General features: G+C 62.4%; 16 protein-coding genes. 6 read left to right on the top strand and 10 right to left on the bottom strand.

Annotation, left to right across the window (positions count from 1 at the left end; all coding sequences use genetic code 11):
• Window positions 1-16: 16 nt before the first annotated feature.
• A complete protein-coding gene (locus tag ACIQTZ_RS13420) occupies window positions 17-823 on the bottom strand; it encodes a septum formation family protein (protein WP_402981472.1) in 807 nt (268 codons plus the stop codon).
• Between the two features lie 242 nt (window positions 824-1,065).
• Here ACIQTZ_RS13420 and ACIQTZ_RS13415 point away from each other — a divergent pair, with 242 nt between their 5' ends.
• The 3 genes from ACIQTZ_RS13415 to ACIQTZ_RS13405 all read left to right on the top strand — a co-directional run bounded on the left by ACIQTZ_RS13415 (window position 1,066) and on the right by ACIQTZ_RS13405 (window position 3,126).
• Window positions 1,066-1,290 carry a DUF3073 domain-containing protein gene (locus ACIQTZ_RS13415; RefSeq protein WP_347108543.1) on the top strand — a complete coding sequence of 75 codons (225 nt, stop codon included), beginning with the start codon at window positions 1,066-1,068 and terminating at the stop codon, window positions 1,288-1,290.
• Window positions 1,291-1,564: 274 nt separating this feature from the next.
• A complete protein-coding gene (locus ACIQTZ_RS13410) occupies window positions 1,565-2,347 on the top strand; it encodes a VOC family protein (RefSeq protein WP_400336840.1) in 783 nt (260 codons plus the stop codon).
• Window positions 2,344-3,126, top strand: coding sequence for a VOC family protein (locus tag ACIQTZ_RS13405; protein ID WP_402981469.1), 783 nt, complete (start codon window positions 2,344-2,346; stop codon window positions 3,124-3,126). The genes ACIQTZ_RS13410 and ACIQTZ_RS13405 overlap by 4 nt, the downstream gene beginning before the upstream one ends.
• Window positions 3,127-3,256: 130 nt before the next feature.
• Here ACIQTZ_RS13405 and purM read toward each other — a convergent pair whose 3' ends face one another.
• From purM to ACIQTZ_RS13370, 7 genes are all read right to left on the bottom strand, one after another.
• Window positions 3,257-4,405, bottom strand: coding sequence for a phosphoribosylformylglycinamidine cyclo-ligase (gene purM / locus ACIQTZ_RS13400; protein ID WP_402981466.1), 1,149 nt, complete (start codon window positions 4,403-4,405; stop codon window positions 3,257-3,259).
• On the bottom strand, window positions 4,402-6,039 hold the full coding sequence (purF, locus tag ACIQTZ_RS13395) for an amidophosphoribosyltransferase (protein ID WP_402945312.1): 1,638 nt from the start codon (window positions 6,037-6,039) through the stop codon (window positions 4,402-4,404). Before purF ends, purM begins: the two co-directional genes overlap by 4 nt.
• A gap of 135 nt (window positions 6,040-6,174) precedes the next feature.
• The gene (locus ACIQTZ_RS13390) at window positions 6,175-6,525 is read right to left on the bottom strand and encodes a hypothetical protein (protein WP_402981463.1); all 351 of its coding nucleotides are present in this window, start codon (window positions 6,523-6,525) and stop codon (window positions 6,175-6,177) included.
• Between the two features lie 83 nt (window positions 6,526-6,608).
• Window positions 6,609-6,950, bottom strand: coding sequence for a hydroxyisourate hydrolase (gene uraH, locus ACIQTZ_RS13385; RefSeq protein WP_400336833.1), 342 nt, complete (start codon window positions 6,948-6,950; stop codon window positions 6,609-6,611).
• Window positions 6,947-7,453: a 2-oxo-4-hydroxy-4-carboxy-5-ureidoimidazoline decarboxylase gene (gene uraD / locus ACIQTZ_RS13380; protein ID WP_400336832.1), complete on the bottom strand. Its 507-nt coding sequence runs from the start codon at window positions 7,451-7,453 to the stop codon at window positions 6,947-6,949. Before uraD ends, uraH begins: the two co-directional genes overlap by 4 nt.
• 155 nt (window positions 7,454-7,608) lie before the next feature.
• Window positions 7,609-8,439, bottom strand: a complete 831-nt coding sequence (locus ACIQTZ_RS13375; RefSeq protein ID WP_402981460.1) for a phosphatase PAP2 family protein — start codon at window positions 8,437-8,439, stop codon at window positions 7,609-7,611.
• Window positions 8,440-9,364: 925 nt separating this feature from the next.
• A complete protein-coding gene (locus tag ACIQTZ_RS13370) occupies window positions 9,365-9,826 on the bottom strand; it encodes a hypothetical protein (RefSeq protein WP_402981457.1) in 462 nt (153 codons plus the stop codon).
• Between the two features lie 457 nt (window positions 9,827-10,283).
• On the opposite strand from ACIQTZ_RS13370, the gene ACIQTZ_RS13365 reads away from it, so the two are divergent.
• The 3 genes from ACIQTZ_RS13365 (at window position 10,284) to ACIQTZ_RS13355 (ending at window position 13,348) form a co-directional block, all read left to right on the top strand.
• Complete coding sequence (locus tag ACIQTZ_RS13365; RefSeq protein WP_402981454.1) at window positions 10,284-11,387, top strand: pyridoxal-phosphate-dependent aminotransferase family protein; 1,104 nt, start codon at window positions 10,284-10,286, stop codon at window positions 11,385-11,387.
• A gap of 64 nt (window positions 11,388-11,451) precedes the next feature.
• Window positions 11,452-12,534, top strand: coding sequence for a hypothetical protein (locus ACIQTZ_RS13360; RefSeq protein ID WP_402981451.1), 1,083 nt, complete (start codon window positions 11,452-11,454; stop codon window positions 12,532-12,534).
• Window positions 12,515-13,348, top strand: a complete 834-nt coding sequence (locus ACIQTZ_RS13355; protein WP_402981448.1) for a hypothetical protein — start codon at window positions 12,515-12,517, stop codon at window positions 13,346-13,348. The genes ACIQTZ_RS13360 and ACIQTZ_RS13355 overlap by 20 nt, the downstream gene beginning before the upstream one ends.
• A gap of 89 nt (window positions 13,349-13,437) precedes the next feature.
• Here the strand turns inward: ACIQTZ_RS13355 and ACIQTZ_RS13350 are convergent, their stop codons facing one another.
• Both ACIQTZ_RS13350 and ACIQTZ_RS13345 read right to left on the bottom strand, forming a co-directional pair.
• Window positions 13,438-13,659 carry a hypothetical protein gene (locus ACIQTZ_RS13350; RefSeq protein WP_402981445.1) on the bottom strand — a complete coding sequence of 74 codons (222 nt, stop codon included), beginning with the start codon at window positions 13,657-13,659 and terminating at the stop codon, window positions 13,438-13,440.
• 42 nt (window positions 13,660-13,701) lie between these two features.
• A complete protein-coding gene (locus ACIQTZ_RS13345) occupies window positions 13,702-14,247 on the bottom strand; it encodes a hypothetical protein (protein ID WP_402981442.1) in 546 nt (181 codons plus the stop codon).
• Window positions 14,248-14,442 lie beyond the last annotated feature (195 nt).

The following is a 14,442-nucleotide window of genomic DNA, read 5'->3' as shown; positions in this document are numbered from 1 at the left end:
GGAGTGGCGAGAATAGCTATTTCCGGAGCAGGTCTTCCTTGAGCGTGCTGCCCGTGTTCACCACAATGAAGCAGTCAACCCGGCGATCGCCACGGTCCCAGCTGCTCTGGCTCGGATAGACGTTCTGCTGGAGCAGATTGGTGTAGTTGTCCACGGCGTCGTTGAACTTGATGCTCTTGCATACCTCCCTGCCCTTGTCCCGGAGGGCGTTGGTGCCGGGGAAGGAATCGTCCTGGGCATAGGTATGGATGGCGCCCAGCTGGGCAGTGTGTTCGGTATCGCACGCAACGGCCTTGGCCTTGGTGGCGTTGGGATCGAACTCCGCGAAGCAGTCGCCCACCTGGAAGTCCCTGGAGTCCGTATCCCGCGGGAGCGGGCCCAAGGTCGCCGTCGGGGTGGGCGACGGGGCCACGGCCTCAGGGCGGGTGCCCAGGAGGCTCAGGAGTACCCAGATCACAACACCGATAAGCACCAGGACGCCCAGGACGATCCCGCCAATAACCAACCTCTGGCGTTTGACCGCGTCAGGGTGCTCGGGCTCCTGCTGGTAGGCGGGGTCTTGTCCGGCGTACGCCTGCTGGGCAGGGCCGCTTGGCTGGTTCGGGTACACCGGCTGGCCGAAGGCCCCCTGCTGGGGAGGTGGGCCCTGTTGCGGGTTGCCGCCCGGCGGAGGAAAGGAGTGCGGCGGCGAGAGCGGCTGGGGTGGAACCGGTGGTTGGTTGGGCTGTTGGGGTTCTGGAGGCACATTCGAGGCGGGCGGGACCTGTTCTTCGCCTGGCTCGCGCGATGAACCGTCACGGGGTGGAGTGTTGTCCTGACTCATTCCGGTGGTGTGCCTTCCTGCTCTGACGCCGCATTGAGGCAGACTCTACCCAATTTTCGGGTGCATGGGAGGTGCCCTGAGCTGCTTTCGGGTGTTGAATGGCCCGGCGCGGCCTCCAGGTGGCACGCAGGCACCCCGGAAACCATGTAATCTAGACATACGACAAATTGACCAAACATTCCGGGGCCTCACCGATAGCCAAGGTGACCACCTCCGGTCCAAGTACAAAAGGGGGTCACGCCATGGGGCGCGGCCGTCAAAAGGCAAAAGCTACCAAGCAGGCTCGGGACATCAAGTACTACTCCCCGAACACTGACTATTCGGCACTTGAGCGTGAGCTCACGGGCCCATCCAGTCGTGCAAAGAGCCACTTCCCCGAAGATCCCCCGGAGCCGGACTACTCGGCTTACGAGGACAAGTACGCGGAAGACGACGACGACGAGGTAGACACCCGCCGTCTCGGATAGCTGTCGCAACCAACAGGTGCCTTTGGGCACTGAGTTGCGTACCGCCGTCGTACATCAAGGTTTGTTCGTGCATCATCTGGTGCCGGAAATCTCTGAAGAGGGCCCGTAGGGCACGCCAGCCATTGGCGTACCCTGCGGGCCTTCCTCTTGCCTAAGATCCCAGCACCTTGCGGGGCCCGCTTCCTGACCGGTGCGTTGTCCTTGTCAGACCCCGGTACTAAGTTGAGGGAGGACGACGGTTGCTGGGGGGCAAAGGGACGCTGAAAGGAAAGCCATGCCGGAGGTCGATCGGTACAAGCAGGGCACACCATGCTGGGTGGACCTGTCCTCCACGGACATTGAGGTTTCCAAGAGGTTCTACAGCGACATCTTCGGCTGGGAATTGGATGCCATGGACGCGGGTCCAGGCATGACCTATTACATGGCCAGGCTAAAGGGGCGGTTCGTTGCAGGCATGATGCAGCAGATGCCTGACGCTCCTGAAGGAATGCCATCCTACTGGGCCAACTACCTTGCCGTGGACTCTGCGGATGATGCTGCGGAACGGGCCGTAGCCGCCGGGGGGACGCTCCTCTTCCCGCCGGACAGCGTTCCCAACGGAGGTGGCCGGATCTTCTTCGCTTCCGATCCGACCGGGGCGCAGATCGGCTTCTGGGAGGCGGGCAGCCACCCAGGATCGGGGCTCGTTAATGAGCCCGGAACCATGATCTGGAACGAACTCCAGACCAACGATGTCCCCAAGGCTTTGGCGTTTTACGAGGCCGTCACGGGCTGCACCAGCAAAACCAGGCCGGCCGGCGGCCGTGTGGACTACACGGACCTGGTAGTCGATGGCCGTGCCGTTGCCGGGGCGTTGAAGCTTCCGATCGAAGGTCTGTCGCCTTTCTGGATGACCTACTTCAGCGTGGTCGACGTTGACCAGACGGTGGGTTACGCCGTGGAATTGGGCGGCCACGTGATCGTTCCGGCCTTCGACGTTCCGGGCGTCGGGCGGATGGGCGTGCTGATGGACCCGGCCGGCGCCGCGTTCAGCATCATGACAGGCCTCTCAGCATGAGCGCCCGGAACCATTACTCAAGCGGGGAACCGTGCTGGGCTGACCTGCAAACCAGGGACGTCGCCGCGGCCAAGGACTTCTACGGAAAGGTGTTCGGCTGGACCTTCAAGGACCTGCCCACTCCCGATGGCCGCAGCTACTCGCAGGCGTTCCTCGACAATGACCTCGTGGCTGTGATTGCACCACAGAATCCCCTGCAGCAGGCCGCCGGAACCCATGGTCAGTGGAACATCTACCTCGCCGCAACAGATGCCGAGGAAGTCGCTGAGGACGCCACGCACGCGGGAGGGAATCTCGAGTTCGGTCCCGAGCAAGTGGCGGATACGGGAACGCTGGCCTTCGTCGCGCCGCCGGGCGGTGGAACCACGGGCATCTGGCAGGCGGGAACCCATACAGGAAGTCACCGCTTCAACGAGGCCGGCGCCTTGGCATGGGCCGAGTTGCTGACCCCCGGGCCGCAGGCTGCGGTGGCGTTCTTCCAACAACTTTTCGGGTACGAGGTCACCGAGTATCCCCAGGACGACGGCGGCAGCTACTCGACGCTGATGGTCAACGGTGATGAGGTGGCCGGGATAGTCCCTGCTGAGGAGGGCGACGACGCCGGTTGGCAGGTGTACTTCGGCGTGGCAGACCTCCGGGCGGCGGCCGCAACCGCCGTGGCCGCGGGCGGCGAACTGTTGGTTGAACCGGAGGACCACCCCGAGGAAGGTTCACTGTCTACCATCAGGGACCCTCAAGGCGGCGTGCTGAGCCTCATCCAGATCACCTCACCCAAGTAGGTCGCATTTGTGCGCGTTTTGAGCCCTCATAACGCGCACAGATGCGACCCAGTTGGGGACGCCCGGAGATGCAGAACGGCCCGACAGTTGGTTTCCAACTGCCGGGCCGTTCCTTCTTCGATCATTGCGCCTAGGCGTAGGCATTCACCAAACGGACCGCGCCGCCGTCGACGCCCTTGGCACCCTGGACGTAGTCCGGGCCGGTCTTGTCGATGGAGTCCGAGTCGGCAGCGACCGTACCCATGACCCACGACGGCAGGCCGCGCTCGTTGAGGCGCGTCACGGCTGCGTCTGCGGCCTCGGGGGAGACGATGGCGACCATGCCCACGCCGAGGTTCAGCGTACGCTCCAGATCGGCCAGGGGGACGTTGCCCAGCTCGGAGACCAGCTTGAAGATCGCGGGGAGTTCCCACGTGGCGCGGTCAACGGTAGCCACGAGGCCCTGGGGGAGGACCCGGGCCAGGTTGGCTGCGAGGCCGCCGCCGGTGACGTGGCTGAAGCCGTGCACAGCGTTGGCGGAGTTCACCGGGAAGGTGCGGGCCAAGTCCAGGCAGTCGGCGGCGTAGACGCGGGTGGGCTCCAGGAGTTCTTCACCCAGCGTGCGGCCGAGCTCGGAAACCTGGCGGTCCAGTGCCCAGCCGGCGTGGTTGATGACGCGGCGGACCAGGGAGTACCCGTTGGAGTGCAGGCCGGAGGAGGCCATGCCGATCACGACGTCGCCGGCGCGGACGCGGTCCGGGCCCAGGAGGGCGTCGGCTTCCACCACACCGGTGGCGGCACCTGCGACGTCGTACTCGTGCTCGCCCAGGAGGCCCGGGTGCTCAGCGGTTTCGCCACCCACCAGGGCGGTACCTGCCACGGAGCAAGCGGAAGCGATGCCACGGACGATGTCCGCGATGCGCTCCGGGACAACCTTGCCGCAGGCGATGTAGTCGGTCATGTAGAGCGGCTCGGCGCCAACAACCACAATGTCGTCCACAACCATGCCCACCAAGTCGAAACCGATGGTGTCATGGATGTCCATGGCCTGGGCGATGGCTACCTTGGTGCCTACACCGTCGGTGGACGTGGCAAGCAGCGGCTTCTTATAGGTCAGCAGCTTGGAGACGTCGTACAGGCCTGCGAAACCGCCGACGCCGCCAATCACCGAGGCGTTGTGGGTCGCCTTCACGGCGTCCTTCATGAGTTCGACGGCGCGGTCGCCTGCTTCAACGTCGACACCCGCCGAAGCGTAGGTGATGCCGGCGTTGTTCTCGGCGGCTGGGGTTGCGGAGGTCATACAGACTCTTTCTTGTCGGCGTCGGTCAAACGATCAGCGTCGGTCAGGAGGTTCTCGAATTCGGCGTCGGGTCCCGGATCGCAGCCGGTAGCGCCGGGCTTATCCGCCGGATCCTCGGAATCGGAGGCAGCGGCGTCGTTGAGCGCTTCAGCGGAGGGCAGGCCACCCAGGTCCGTGCGTTCCAGCAGGTTCTTGCCCAGCTTGTCTGCGTGCGGCAGTTCGATGGGGTACTTGCCCGTGAAGCAGGCCGTGCACAGGCGTTCGCGCGGCTGCTGGGTTGCCCCGATCATGCCGTCTTCGGAGATATAAGCCAGCGAGTCGGCACCGATGGCCTGGGAGATTTCCTCGATGGTGGCTCCGTTGGCGATGAGCTCGGCACGCGAGGCGAAGTCGATGCCGTAGAAGCAGGGCCACTGGACAGGCGGCGAAGAGATCTTGACGTGGACTTCCTTGGCGCCTGCTTCGCGGAGCATCCGGACAATGGCGCGCTGGGTGTTGCCGCGGACGATCGAGTCGTCCACCACCACAATGCGCTTGCCGCGGATCACGGATTCCAAGGCGTTGAGCTTGAGGCGGATGCCCAACTGGCGGAGGGTCTGCGAAGGCTGGATGAAGGTACGGCCAACATAGGCGTTCTTCACGAAGCCGTGCGCGAACGGAATGCCGGACTGTTCGGCGTAGCCAACGGCTGCCGGGGTACCGGATTCCGGCACAGGAATGACCAGGTCAGCCTCGTGCGTGTTTTCGCGGGCCAACTGGCGGCCCATTTCCACGCGGGACTCGTACACGGAACGGCCTGCGATGGCTGCGTCCGGACGGGCCAGGTAGACGTACTCGAAGACGCAGCCGGCCGGGGTGGCATCGGCGAAGCGCTGGGAGCGGACGCCCTCTTCGTCGATGGCAATGAATTCGCCGGGCTCGATCTCGCGGATGAAGCTGGCGCCAACGGTGGCCAAGCCGGCCTGCTCGGAGGCGACTACCCAACCACGGTCAAGGCGGCCCAAGCAGAGCGGGCGGATGCCGTACGTGTCGCGGGCTGCGTAGAGGGTTCCTTCATCCATGAAGACGAAGCAGAAGCCACCCTTGATCTTGGGCAGCAACTCCAGCGCGGTCTGCTCCAGGGTCTTGCCTTCTTCGCCCTCAAGGAGCGCGGTCACCAGCGCAGTGTCCGAAGTGTTGCCCTGCTTCATTTCGCCGGTGAGCTGGCCGTTGTTGCGCTGCAGGATCATCTCGCGCAGCTCAGCAGTGTTGGTCAGGTTGCCGTTGTGGGCCAAGGCCACGGTGCCTGTTGCGGTGGCGCCCAGGGTGGGCTGCGCGTTGGCCCAGTGGCTTGCGCCGGTGGTGGAGTACCGGCAGTGGCCAACGGCCAGGTGTCCGGTGAGGGTATTCAGGGTGGTCTCATCAAAGACCTGGGAAACGAGGCCCATGTCCTTGTAGACGTTGATGCGCTTGCCGTCACTGGTAGCGATACCAGCCGACTCTTGTCCGCGGTGCTGCAGCGCATACAGCCCGTAATAGGTGAGTTTTGCTACTTCTTCACCGGGAGCCCAAACCCCGAAGACGCCACAAGCGTCCTGGGGGCCTTTTTCGCCGGGGAGAAGATCATGTGAAAGTTTTCCGTCGCCACGTGCCACTGGTCGATTGTCTCATGTTGTGGCCGTGGTAAGTTCCCGCTCCGGTTTTGTGACCCCTGTATCAAGCGCGACACGCGCAAAATGCGGCGCGTCTCACAGTGGCACCCCACCGAAACGCGAGAAAAGGGCCGAAAGTCAGCGTCCGCCGTCGTGCTCTGGACCCTCGTCCGGAACCGAATCCGGCACCGCTTCCACCACCGCGCGCCGGGTTCGCCTGACGCTGATGCGGTCCAGGACCAGGGCGAGGATGGAGAAGAGGATGACGCCACCGGCGGCGCAGGCCACGAGGAAGAAGCCAAAGACGGTGCTGGCGTCGAATTCAGGATCGGCGGGGCGGCCGTAGGCAATGATGGCCGCGACGATTGCGCCGACGATGGCTCCGAGGATCATGAACGGCACGAACTTGGGCGCGCGGCGCACGGTGATGTCGCGGCGTGCGGGCGGTTCGTTGTCCGGTGCGGGGGTGGGGGTGTCCTCGGAAGCCATGCCTTCCAGCCTACCTTTCCGGGTTTGGGTAAAAGTAACGCCCTCCGGCTCGGGCCGAAGGGCGTTACGGGCGGCAGGCTTGGTCAGCTGCCGCGGTAGGTGGAGAACGCGAACGGGCTCAGGAGGAGCGGCACGTGGTAGTGCTCGCCGGCGTCCGAAACCGTGAAGTTCAGGTCCACTTCGGGGAAGAATGTCTCGGTGCCGAGGCCCTCGTAGTAGGCACCGGTGGCGAAGTTGAGGCGGTAGGCGCCGCCGGGAATCCGCTCGGGGCCGAGGTTCTTGATGCGGCCATCGGCGTCGGTTTCGCCCTTGCCCACCAGCGTCCAGTTGTCGCCTTCGCGCACGTAAAGCACGACGGCGACACCCGTCGCCGGGCGGCCGGAACCGGTGTCGAGGATATGGGTGGTGACTTGTGAAACGCTCATGCGTTGGCTCCTTCGCTGACCAGGCCGGAGAGGCGCAGCAGTGCGATTTCCCGGAGCTGTTCGGCCACGATCGTGTCTTCTTGCTCGGGGGTGTGGGTGAGGCGTTCCTGGAGTGTGGCCAGGATTTCCTGCGCGCTGCGACCGGCGGCGCGGATCAGGAAGACCCTGCCGAACTTTTCTTCGTAGTCGCGGTTACCGTCAGCCAGGGCCGCCGCGGTTGCGTCACTGACATCCACGCCGGCCTGCTCCGAGCGGGACATTGCGGCTTCGGTGGTCTGGGCTTTGGGGCGTTCGCCGATCCGGGGGTGGTGGGCCATTGCGGACTCCACCTCTTCCGGGGTGAACGGTTCGGCGGCGTTGTTGGCCTGGCCCAGCAACTCGTCCACGCTGGCGAAGGGGCGGGCATCGACGATGGTTTCCACCCAGCGGGTGATGTCCAGGCAAGGGGTCAGGACCTTGATGGCTTCGTCACGGTCAACACTGTTGAATACTGCAAGCTCCATGCTTGTTTCATCCTCGTGCAAATGCTGGCATCCATGGTGTGGGCTATGCGGAACCCTGGTTGTCTGGCCGGGGGAAGCTTGCGCTCCTTGCTTCCGCATCATGGAACTGTTATTTCAGCATACGTAATAAGTGAAGCTGAGGTGCTGGGGGCGTGTCAAGAGGCTACCTCCTTGCGGTGGCTTGTGCGCACCGTCAGATAAAGACGGTGGGCCGTGATAACCAAGGCGAGCCACGCGATGCCCAGGGCCCACGCCGCCAGCACATCAGTCAGCCAGTGGTGGCCCAGGTAGACCCGGCTCAAGCCCATGGTCAACGAGAAGACCGTGGCTATGGCAATGGTTGTGACCCGGCCCCTGAGGGTCTTGACGCGGAGGATGACCAGGTAGGCCACGATGCCGGCTATGACTATCGCGTTCAACGAATGCCCGCTGGGGAACGATGGGGAGTGCTCATAAGGAGGAATGGCATCGCTGAGGTCCGGCCGGGTGCGTCCGAAAAGCGGCTTCCCAAGCACCGTCATGAGCAACGAGCCCAGTCCTGCGGCCAACATCAGGATCACCGGGGTCCACGACTTCCGCCTCAACGCCAGGAGAAGCATGATTCCCACGGCAAGGATAGGCATGCCGACCGTTCCGCCGACGTTCGTGTAGGCCGTGGTGATCGTGTCCAGGGCGGGGGAGCGGATGGATTTGGCTGCGTCTAAGGCGGGATGATCCAGCCCGGCCACACCATCGGCCTCAACTACCGATTCGTAGACTTCGCCGAAGGCAACAGCCAAGGCGATCGCAACAAGCAGGCCAATTCCGAGGGTGATGACCAGCGCGGCGTACGGGCCCAGGAGATTGGTAATCCATTGCACGCCCGCGGCCAGGGCACGGCCCGCCGGGGATTTCCAGCGGGTGAGGTCTTGGCCCGCGACGAATCGATCCTGTTGCACTTCCCCGCGGACGCCTTGTCCAGGCTGCCCGTTTCCTTCAGTCGTCACTCTCGTCCCCTATCGTGGCGGCCTCAATAATGGTGAGTAACCTTAGCAGTTGCCGCTTGGAACTACCGGTGGAGGGCCCGCTTTGCGCCCTCTGTTTGGGTTTTGGCCAGTTGAGCGGTCCCCGCAGCGCTGCTTCAGTTGCGTGGCGAAGTGGGAAGTGCCTTGGTAGCAAGGTTCTTGATGGATCCGTCTAGATTGTTGTTTCCTTTGACCTGAACCAGACAGCTGACACCTGCTGAAGAATCCTCACGGAGAACTTCAAGTTTGGCCTCATACCGGCTAAAGGCGGCCCCAGTGTACGTTTCGGCTCGCTGTCTGCAGTCTGTATCTGCCGTGCCTGAAGCGCTGGTTGAGTAAACGACCTCAGCGGAATGCGGCTGATCACAGCTTTTGTCCCGCTATGAGAATTGGTCCCAGCACAGCCTGAGGGAAGCGTTGTCCGCGCTCAAAAGGCCATCTTTGACCTTGAATGCCAGTGGCGTGGGCGTCGTGACGACGCAGCCAACCGAGTCTATAGCCCGCAAGGCAATGTCTCGGCGCAGTGTGTCCACGTAAGGAATGCCTCCAGCATATTTGACCAGCGCGGAAGAATCGCAAGGGCCGTCGGTCGAAACCAGTTCAGCCGAATGAGCGCGGTCGCAGGCAGTCACAGCCCAGAACTCGTCCAAGCACTGCCCGACTGCGCGCTGAGATGCTTCCTCGGACCGGCTGCTACCCTGCATTGAGTGGTGGCCTGGTGAGGCAGAGGATGCCGAAGTACTGGGCGAGCCACTTGGCTTGGGGATCAAGTGATCCATGTAAAAGGTTGCCCCGGTCACGAGAGTACCCAAGACAGTTGCAATTCCTGCAAGCACGGACAGACTGACTCGGCGGTGTTTCGTGGGTTCCTCGGGCGCATTTTCGATTTCTGGACTGGACATGCGAACTAGCGGACGGTCACATCAGAGATAACCGCCGTCAGCGACTTCCAGTCGCTGCCTTGAGGGGCTTCCGCGCTTACTTCGATTTTGAGGGCGTTCACCATCTTGGTTTGGACCGATATGGGCTGGATCGTGTTAAACGGAACCTTTTGAACGTCAAGTTGTTTGCCGTTTCCCACAACCCTGACAACCAGCATTTTGTCCGAAGACTTCGAATCGTTGGACTGTCCTACGTTGAATGCCACGGTATTGAAGTTGTTTTGCAGCCGAAGCTCCAGGGTCTGCGACTGGCCGTAACCACTAACCTGAGCAGCGATACCGGAGACTCCCGATCTGTCTGCAACGTCAAAGCGGTTCTCGCTCCAACTGCCGTCCGGGTCAAAGAAGTCTGCTAGTGACAATTTGGACCCGGCCTTCTGCGTCGAGAGAGTGGAAGACTCAGGGGTGCTTGAGGCTTCTTCACGCAAGGCGGTGTCGGTTGGTGAGGGGGATTGGGGCCGAGATGTGCTGGGGCTTGGTGGTGCACTGGCCGTTGTTGAAGCAGAAGGTGGAGTTGTAGACGTTGAACCGGACTCGTCTTCGCCGGGCTTTCTGGAGTCGGCTGCCGAGCACGATGACATTGCAAGGGTGAAGACCAACAAGGCTGTTGTGAAGCCCAAAGCACGAAATCTCAACTTTCCACCTAATCCTCGCGGGCCGTCGATCAAGACAAGCCTCCGCCCTTACGTGTGTAGCCAGAGCTAAGTTAGTGATGCCATTCGCGGCGAATCCAACCAGCTAAATGTGGACACGCGGAGTCGCAGGAGAATTTTCGATGACGAACCGCCTATTTCGGACGGCGCGTAGCCCCTCCCAGTGGACCCTGCTCGCTCCACTGGCCGGGCTGCGGCAGAATGACCCCAACCCGTTGAAGGAGTTCGCCCCATGCCAGACATCCTGACCTCCAGATTCCTGTTTGGTCCCGGACCGAGCAATTGCTACCCCGAAGCCGTGGCCGCCCTGTCCTGGCCCGTTCTGGGACACCTTGACCCGGTGTTCATTGAGCGGCTGGACCGGGTTTGTGACGGCCTCCGTTCGGTGTGGGGAACCACCAATGCCCGGACCCTTCCCTTGAGTGCCACAGGCTCGGGAGGCATGGAAGCTGCCTTCATCAACACCGTTTCCGACGGCGACGTTGTCGTGATCGCCGTCAATGGCCTCTTCGGCGCCCGCATGTGCGAAGTTGCCCGACGCTGCGGTGCCACCGTGATCCGCGTGGACCACGAGTGGGGTCAACCCGTTGATGCGGACCGCGTCCTGTCCGCCCATCCGAACCCGAAGGTCATTGCTGCGGTCCACGCCGAGACGTCCGTAGGCGTTCTGTCCGATATCGCCGCTCTCGGCGCCGGCAAAGGCGATGCGCTCCTGATCACCGACGCGGTGACGTCCATCGGCGGACTGGAACTTTTGGCAGACGGTTGGGGGATCGACGTCGGATATGCCGGAACCCAAAAGTGCCTCGGCGTGCCGCCAGGGCTCGCACCGTTCACGGTCTCTGACAGGGCCTTCGAACGACGTATCAAAGACCCGCGCTCGTGGTACCTGGATATTGGGTTGCTTGGCGGCTACGTCGGCGCCGCGTCCGGCGCCCGGACGTATCATCACACCGCGCCGGTCACCATGATCGCCGGTCTTGATGCCGCGTTGGGACGCATCCTCGCCGAAGGTCTCGACGTCGTCCAAGCCCGCCACCGGGCAGCGGGCACCGCACTGCAGGACGGCTTGCAGGAGATGGGCCTCGAACTGTTCGCCGCCGAAGGCTCCCGGTTGCCGAGCCTCACCACCGTCAAAGTGCCCGACGGCGTCAACTCGGCCGCCGTTCGCGCTTACCTTTTGGAGCACTTCAGCATGGAGATCGGTGCCGGAGTGGGTGAGTATACGGACACTGTCTGGCGGATCGGCATGATGGGCCCGAACGCGAACAGTGCGTCAGTGACCCTGGTGTTGGGCGCGCTGAAAGAGGCGATCGCAAACTTCTGGGCTAGATAGGCTCATGGGATGTTCAGGAATATAGACTCTTCCGCCGCCAGCGGAAAAGGCATATTATCTGAACATGCATGCAGTGAAGGCGTTGGACGCACCTCCCACCGAGGCTGAACTGCCCACGATAGCGGAGGCTCTTCTTCGTGAGCGTATCCCGCGAAGCTGGTCATTGGAACTGCAAGTCCTGTCCGACGGCCGGCGTCCGGACTCCTATTTTCTTCTTCGTGCCCCAGACGGTACGCAGACAAAGATTCTTGTTCACGCTAAGCGCTTGGTGGACGTCCGGGATATATCGCCGTTTGAGGAACATCTCGAACGGTACCTGAAACTTGGTGAGTCAATTGGAATGGTAGTTGCGCGATACTTGCCGCCATCGGTTCGCGACCGACTGGCTCAGTCTGACCTCTCCTATGCTGACGCAACAGGCAACATTCTGTTGCGCACGGAGTCACCTGCTCTGTTCGTGTCGGATAAAGGCGATAATGCGGATCCGTGGAGGGGAAGGGGCCGACCACGAGGAACTTTGAAGGGGGAGCCTGCAGCAAAAGTAGTCCGCGCGATGCTGGACAGAAGTGGGCCCTGGAAGATTCGTGAACTTGTCTCTGAATCCGGAGCATCAACTGGTTCCGTATATCGGGTGATCGAGTTTCTTGAGGCCGAAGAACTCGTCCAGAGAACCCCGAATGGGTTCTTGAGTTGCCCGGACTGGCCTGCCCTGCTTCGGAGGTGGAGCCTCGATTATCAATTTCAGAAATCCAACATGATAACGCGCTGGATAGCACCACGCGGGCTGGAAGACCTGCTAAACCGAGCGCGTACAAGCACCGTACAGGATTACGCTGTGACAGGCTCCATAGCTGCTGCGCATTGGGCGGCTAACGCGCCAGCCCGATCGGCCATGATTTACACAGTTGATCCCCAGAGAGCTGCGGAGGAGTGGGGGCTCCGCCCAACAGAATCGGGTGTGAACGTCCTACTGGCTAAACCGGCATACGCCGTTGCACTGAAGGGGGCCAGAATCCGACAAGATGGGCTCAGGCTGGCGGCACCTGCACAGGTCGCTGTTGACCTCATTACAGGGCCAGGGCGGGCTCCCTCAGAGGCGGAAGAGCTCATTGATTGGATGGTGCGCAATGAACAGTTCTGGAGGTAGCGGCGAAGATTTGCTGATCCGCGCTCGTTCGGTGCTTTTGGATGCGCTCGAGGCGCTGCATGAGCACAGTGATGCGGTCATCGTTATCGGTGCCCAGGCCGTTTATCTGAGGACTGGAGGCATTGATGTAGCTTTGGCGGAAGCTACGAAGGACAGCGACGTTGCAGTTGACCCCCGGCTGCTCGGGGACGATCCACTTCTCGAAAATGCCATGAGGCTCGCAGGTTTTGTACCGTCGGCGACTGGTCAACCGGGTGCCTGGATAAGCCTGGACGGCATTCCCGTTGACCTTATGGTTCCGGAAAGTTTTGCAGGAGCAGGCACACGCGGTGCCAGGATACCTCCACATGACAGGCGCGCGACTCGTCGAGCCCGTGGACTCGAGGCGGCGCTTGTGGACCATGGTCTTCTCGATGTCCCAGCGCTTGCTGCCGAAGATAGTCGTGTCGCAAAAGTAAAGGTGGCAAGTGCGGCCGCTCTCCTTGTAGCGAAGCTGCACAAGATTGCTGAGCGGATCGACACCCCGCACCGCCTGCTGGACAAGGACGCCCACGACGCATACCGCATCCTTCGTGCCATTGACACTGGCGACCTGGCCGACGGTTTTAATCGGCTCCTGGCAGACTCCGTCAGCGTGGAGGCTACCAGGGAGGCCATCGAGTACTTTCAGATGGTTTTTGCTCCGGGTCCGGAGGCCATTGGGTCCCTGATGGCGGGCCGTGCTGAAGAAGGATTGGGGGATCCAGAACTCGTGTCCATGTCAGTGTCGATTCTGGCCGCCGACTTGCTCAAAGCAATACGTGCACAATCGTAGTTCTGTCTTACGGAAAGACCCTGAAGGTGCCGACCGTCAATGGCTGCGCTGACCGCCGTCGTACGCTAAAACCGCGACCGCAGGCGTGTTCAGGGCGGTGGGGTTGATGATTTAATCCGCAGGATTCCCGCACCCGGTAGGGGTAGGACCACCCACTGGCCTTCGCGGAAAGCCTGTTTCCGGGCGTGACCGGTCGTGCGGATCCACACCTGGATGGCGGGTGCGCCCTCCGATAGGCCGATCTTGACCACGCCTACTTTGACGCCATCGAACCACGGCTGCATGCCCTGCTTAGCTGTCGCCAGGGTCACCCTATCCCCCTCAGTGCCGAGGCGATGCTTAGACGTTCCCTGTCAGCCTGCGGGAATCTCCGCGGAATCGCAGTTCGGCGAGTCCACCGGCGCAGTGACCGAGAGGTAGGCTGGGCTCTTCGACTCGATGGTCACCGTGGACCCCGATCCGTTTGTACTACGGGCGACCACCCAGCCACCCGGTACATCGTCCGTTCCGCCGAAGGCGGGGAAGCCGTGCTGGGCCAGGACGGGGTCGCCTGCGGCGAAAACATCCTCGAAGTTGTTGGACGCTTTGACGATGTCCGCGCTGCTCTTCATGCTGGCAGTTTGGAGGATGCAGCGACCGTCCGTGGACTTCGCCAAACTGGTCTCGTTGTCCACGCTCCAAGTGATGCCGGGCAGTTTCTCCTCCAATGCCGCAATCAGGTCAGCGCGCAGGGAATCATACTTTGCCAGGCTCTGGTCCACCGGCTCGGGGCCCGCCGTGATGGGCGGGGCGCTGCTCGGTGTGCGGGTGGGTCCGTCCGTGGCCGCCGTGCACCCGGCCAACGTGACGCTTGTCAGGACGACGGTCAGGAACAACGCTCCCGGTGAAGTGCGGCGCATGGTTTCCCCAGTTCGGATTAAGGCACGACGGCGGCCATCACCGCATGCTTTCATACCCGCCGTACGCGTCGCCATGGGGAGAAAGGCCCACGCACCCGGGTGAGAGAGGCTGGTGGGAAGGGGCGATTCGGTGAGAGAGGCTGGTGGGAAGGGGCGATTCGGTGAGAGAGGGTTGGTGGGAAGGGGCGATTCGGT

The organism is Paenarthrobacter sp. NPDC090520 (genome assembly GCF_044769205.1).
Classification (GTDB): domain Bacteria; phylum Actinomycetota; class Actinomycetes; order Actinomycetales; family Micrococcaceae; genus Arthrobacter.
Note: the sequence above shows the minus strand (reverse complement) of the source record. Positions and strands in the feature narration are given on the sequence as shown.

Excerpts from the sequence above, each read along its gene's own strand:
- ACIQTZ_RS13420 (WP_402981472.1), bottom strand. The coding sequence starts at position 823 with ATGAGTCAGGACAACACTCCACCCCGTGACGGTTCATCGCGCGAGCCA.
- purM (WP_402981466.1), bottom strand. The coding sequence starts at position 4,405 with ATGACCTCCGCAACCCCAGCCGCCGAGAACAACGCCGGCATCACCTAC.
- ACIQTZ_RS13390 (WP_402981463.1), bottom strand. The coding sequence starts at position 6,525 with ATGGCTTCCGAGGACACCCCCACCCCCGCACCGGACAACGAACCGCCC.
- ACIQTZ_RS13355 (WP_402981448.1), top strand. The coding sequence starts at position 12,515 with ATGAACAGTTCTGGAGGTAGCGGCGAAGATTTGCTGATCCGCGCTCGT.
- ACIQTZ_RS13365 (WP_402981454.1), top strand. The coding sequence starts at position 10,284 with ATGCCAGACATCCTGACCTCCAGATTCCTGTTTGGTCCCGGACCGAGC.
- uraH (WP_400336833.1), bottom strand. The coding sequence starts at position 6,950 with ATGAGCGTTTCACAAGTCACCACCCATATCCTCGACACCGGTTCCGGC.
- ACIQTZ_RS13405 (WP_402981469.1), top strand. The coding sequence starts at position 2,344 with ATGAGCGCCCGGAACCATTACTCAAGCGGGGAACCGTGCTGGGCTGAC.
- ACIQTZ_RS13415 (WP_347108543.1), top strand. The coding sequence starts at position 1,066 with ATGGGGCGCGGCCGTCAAAAGGCAAAAGCTACCAAGCAGGCTCGGGAC.
- ACIQTZ_RS13410 (WP_400336840.1), top strand. The coding sequence starts at position 1,565 with ATGCCGGAGGTCGATCGGTACAAGCAGGGCACACCATGCTGGGTGGAC.
- uraD (WP_400336832.1), bottom strand. The coding sequence starts at position 7,453 with ATGGAGCTTGCAGTATTCAACAGTGTTGACCGTGACGAAGCCATCAAG.
- ACIQTZ_RS13360 (WP_402981451.1), top strand. The coding sequence starts at position 11,452 with ATGCATGCAGTGAAGGCGTTGGACGCACCTCCCACCGAGGCTGAACTG.
- ACIQTZ_RS13345 (WP_402981442.1), bottom strand. The coding sequence starts at position 14,247 with ATGCGCCGCACTTCACCGGGAGCGTTGTTCCTGACCGTCGTCCTGACA.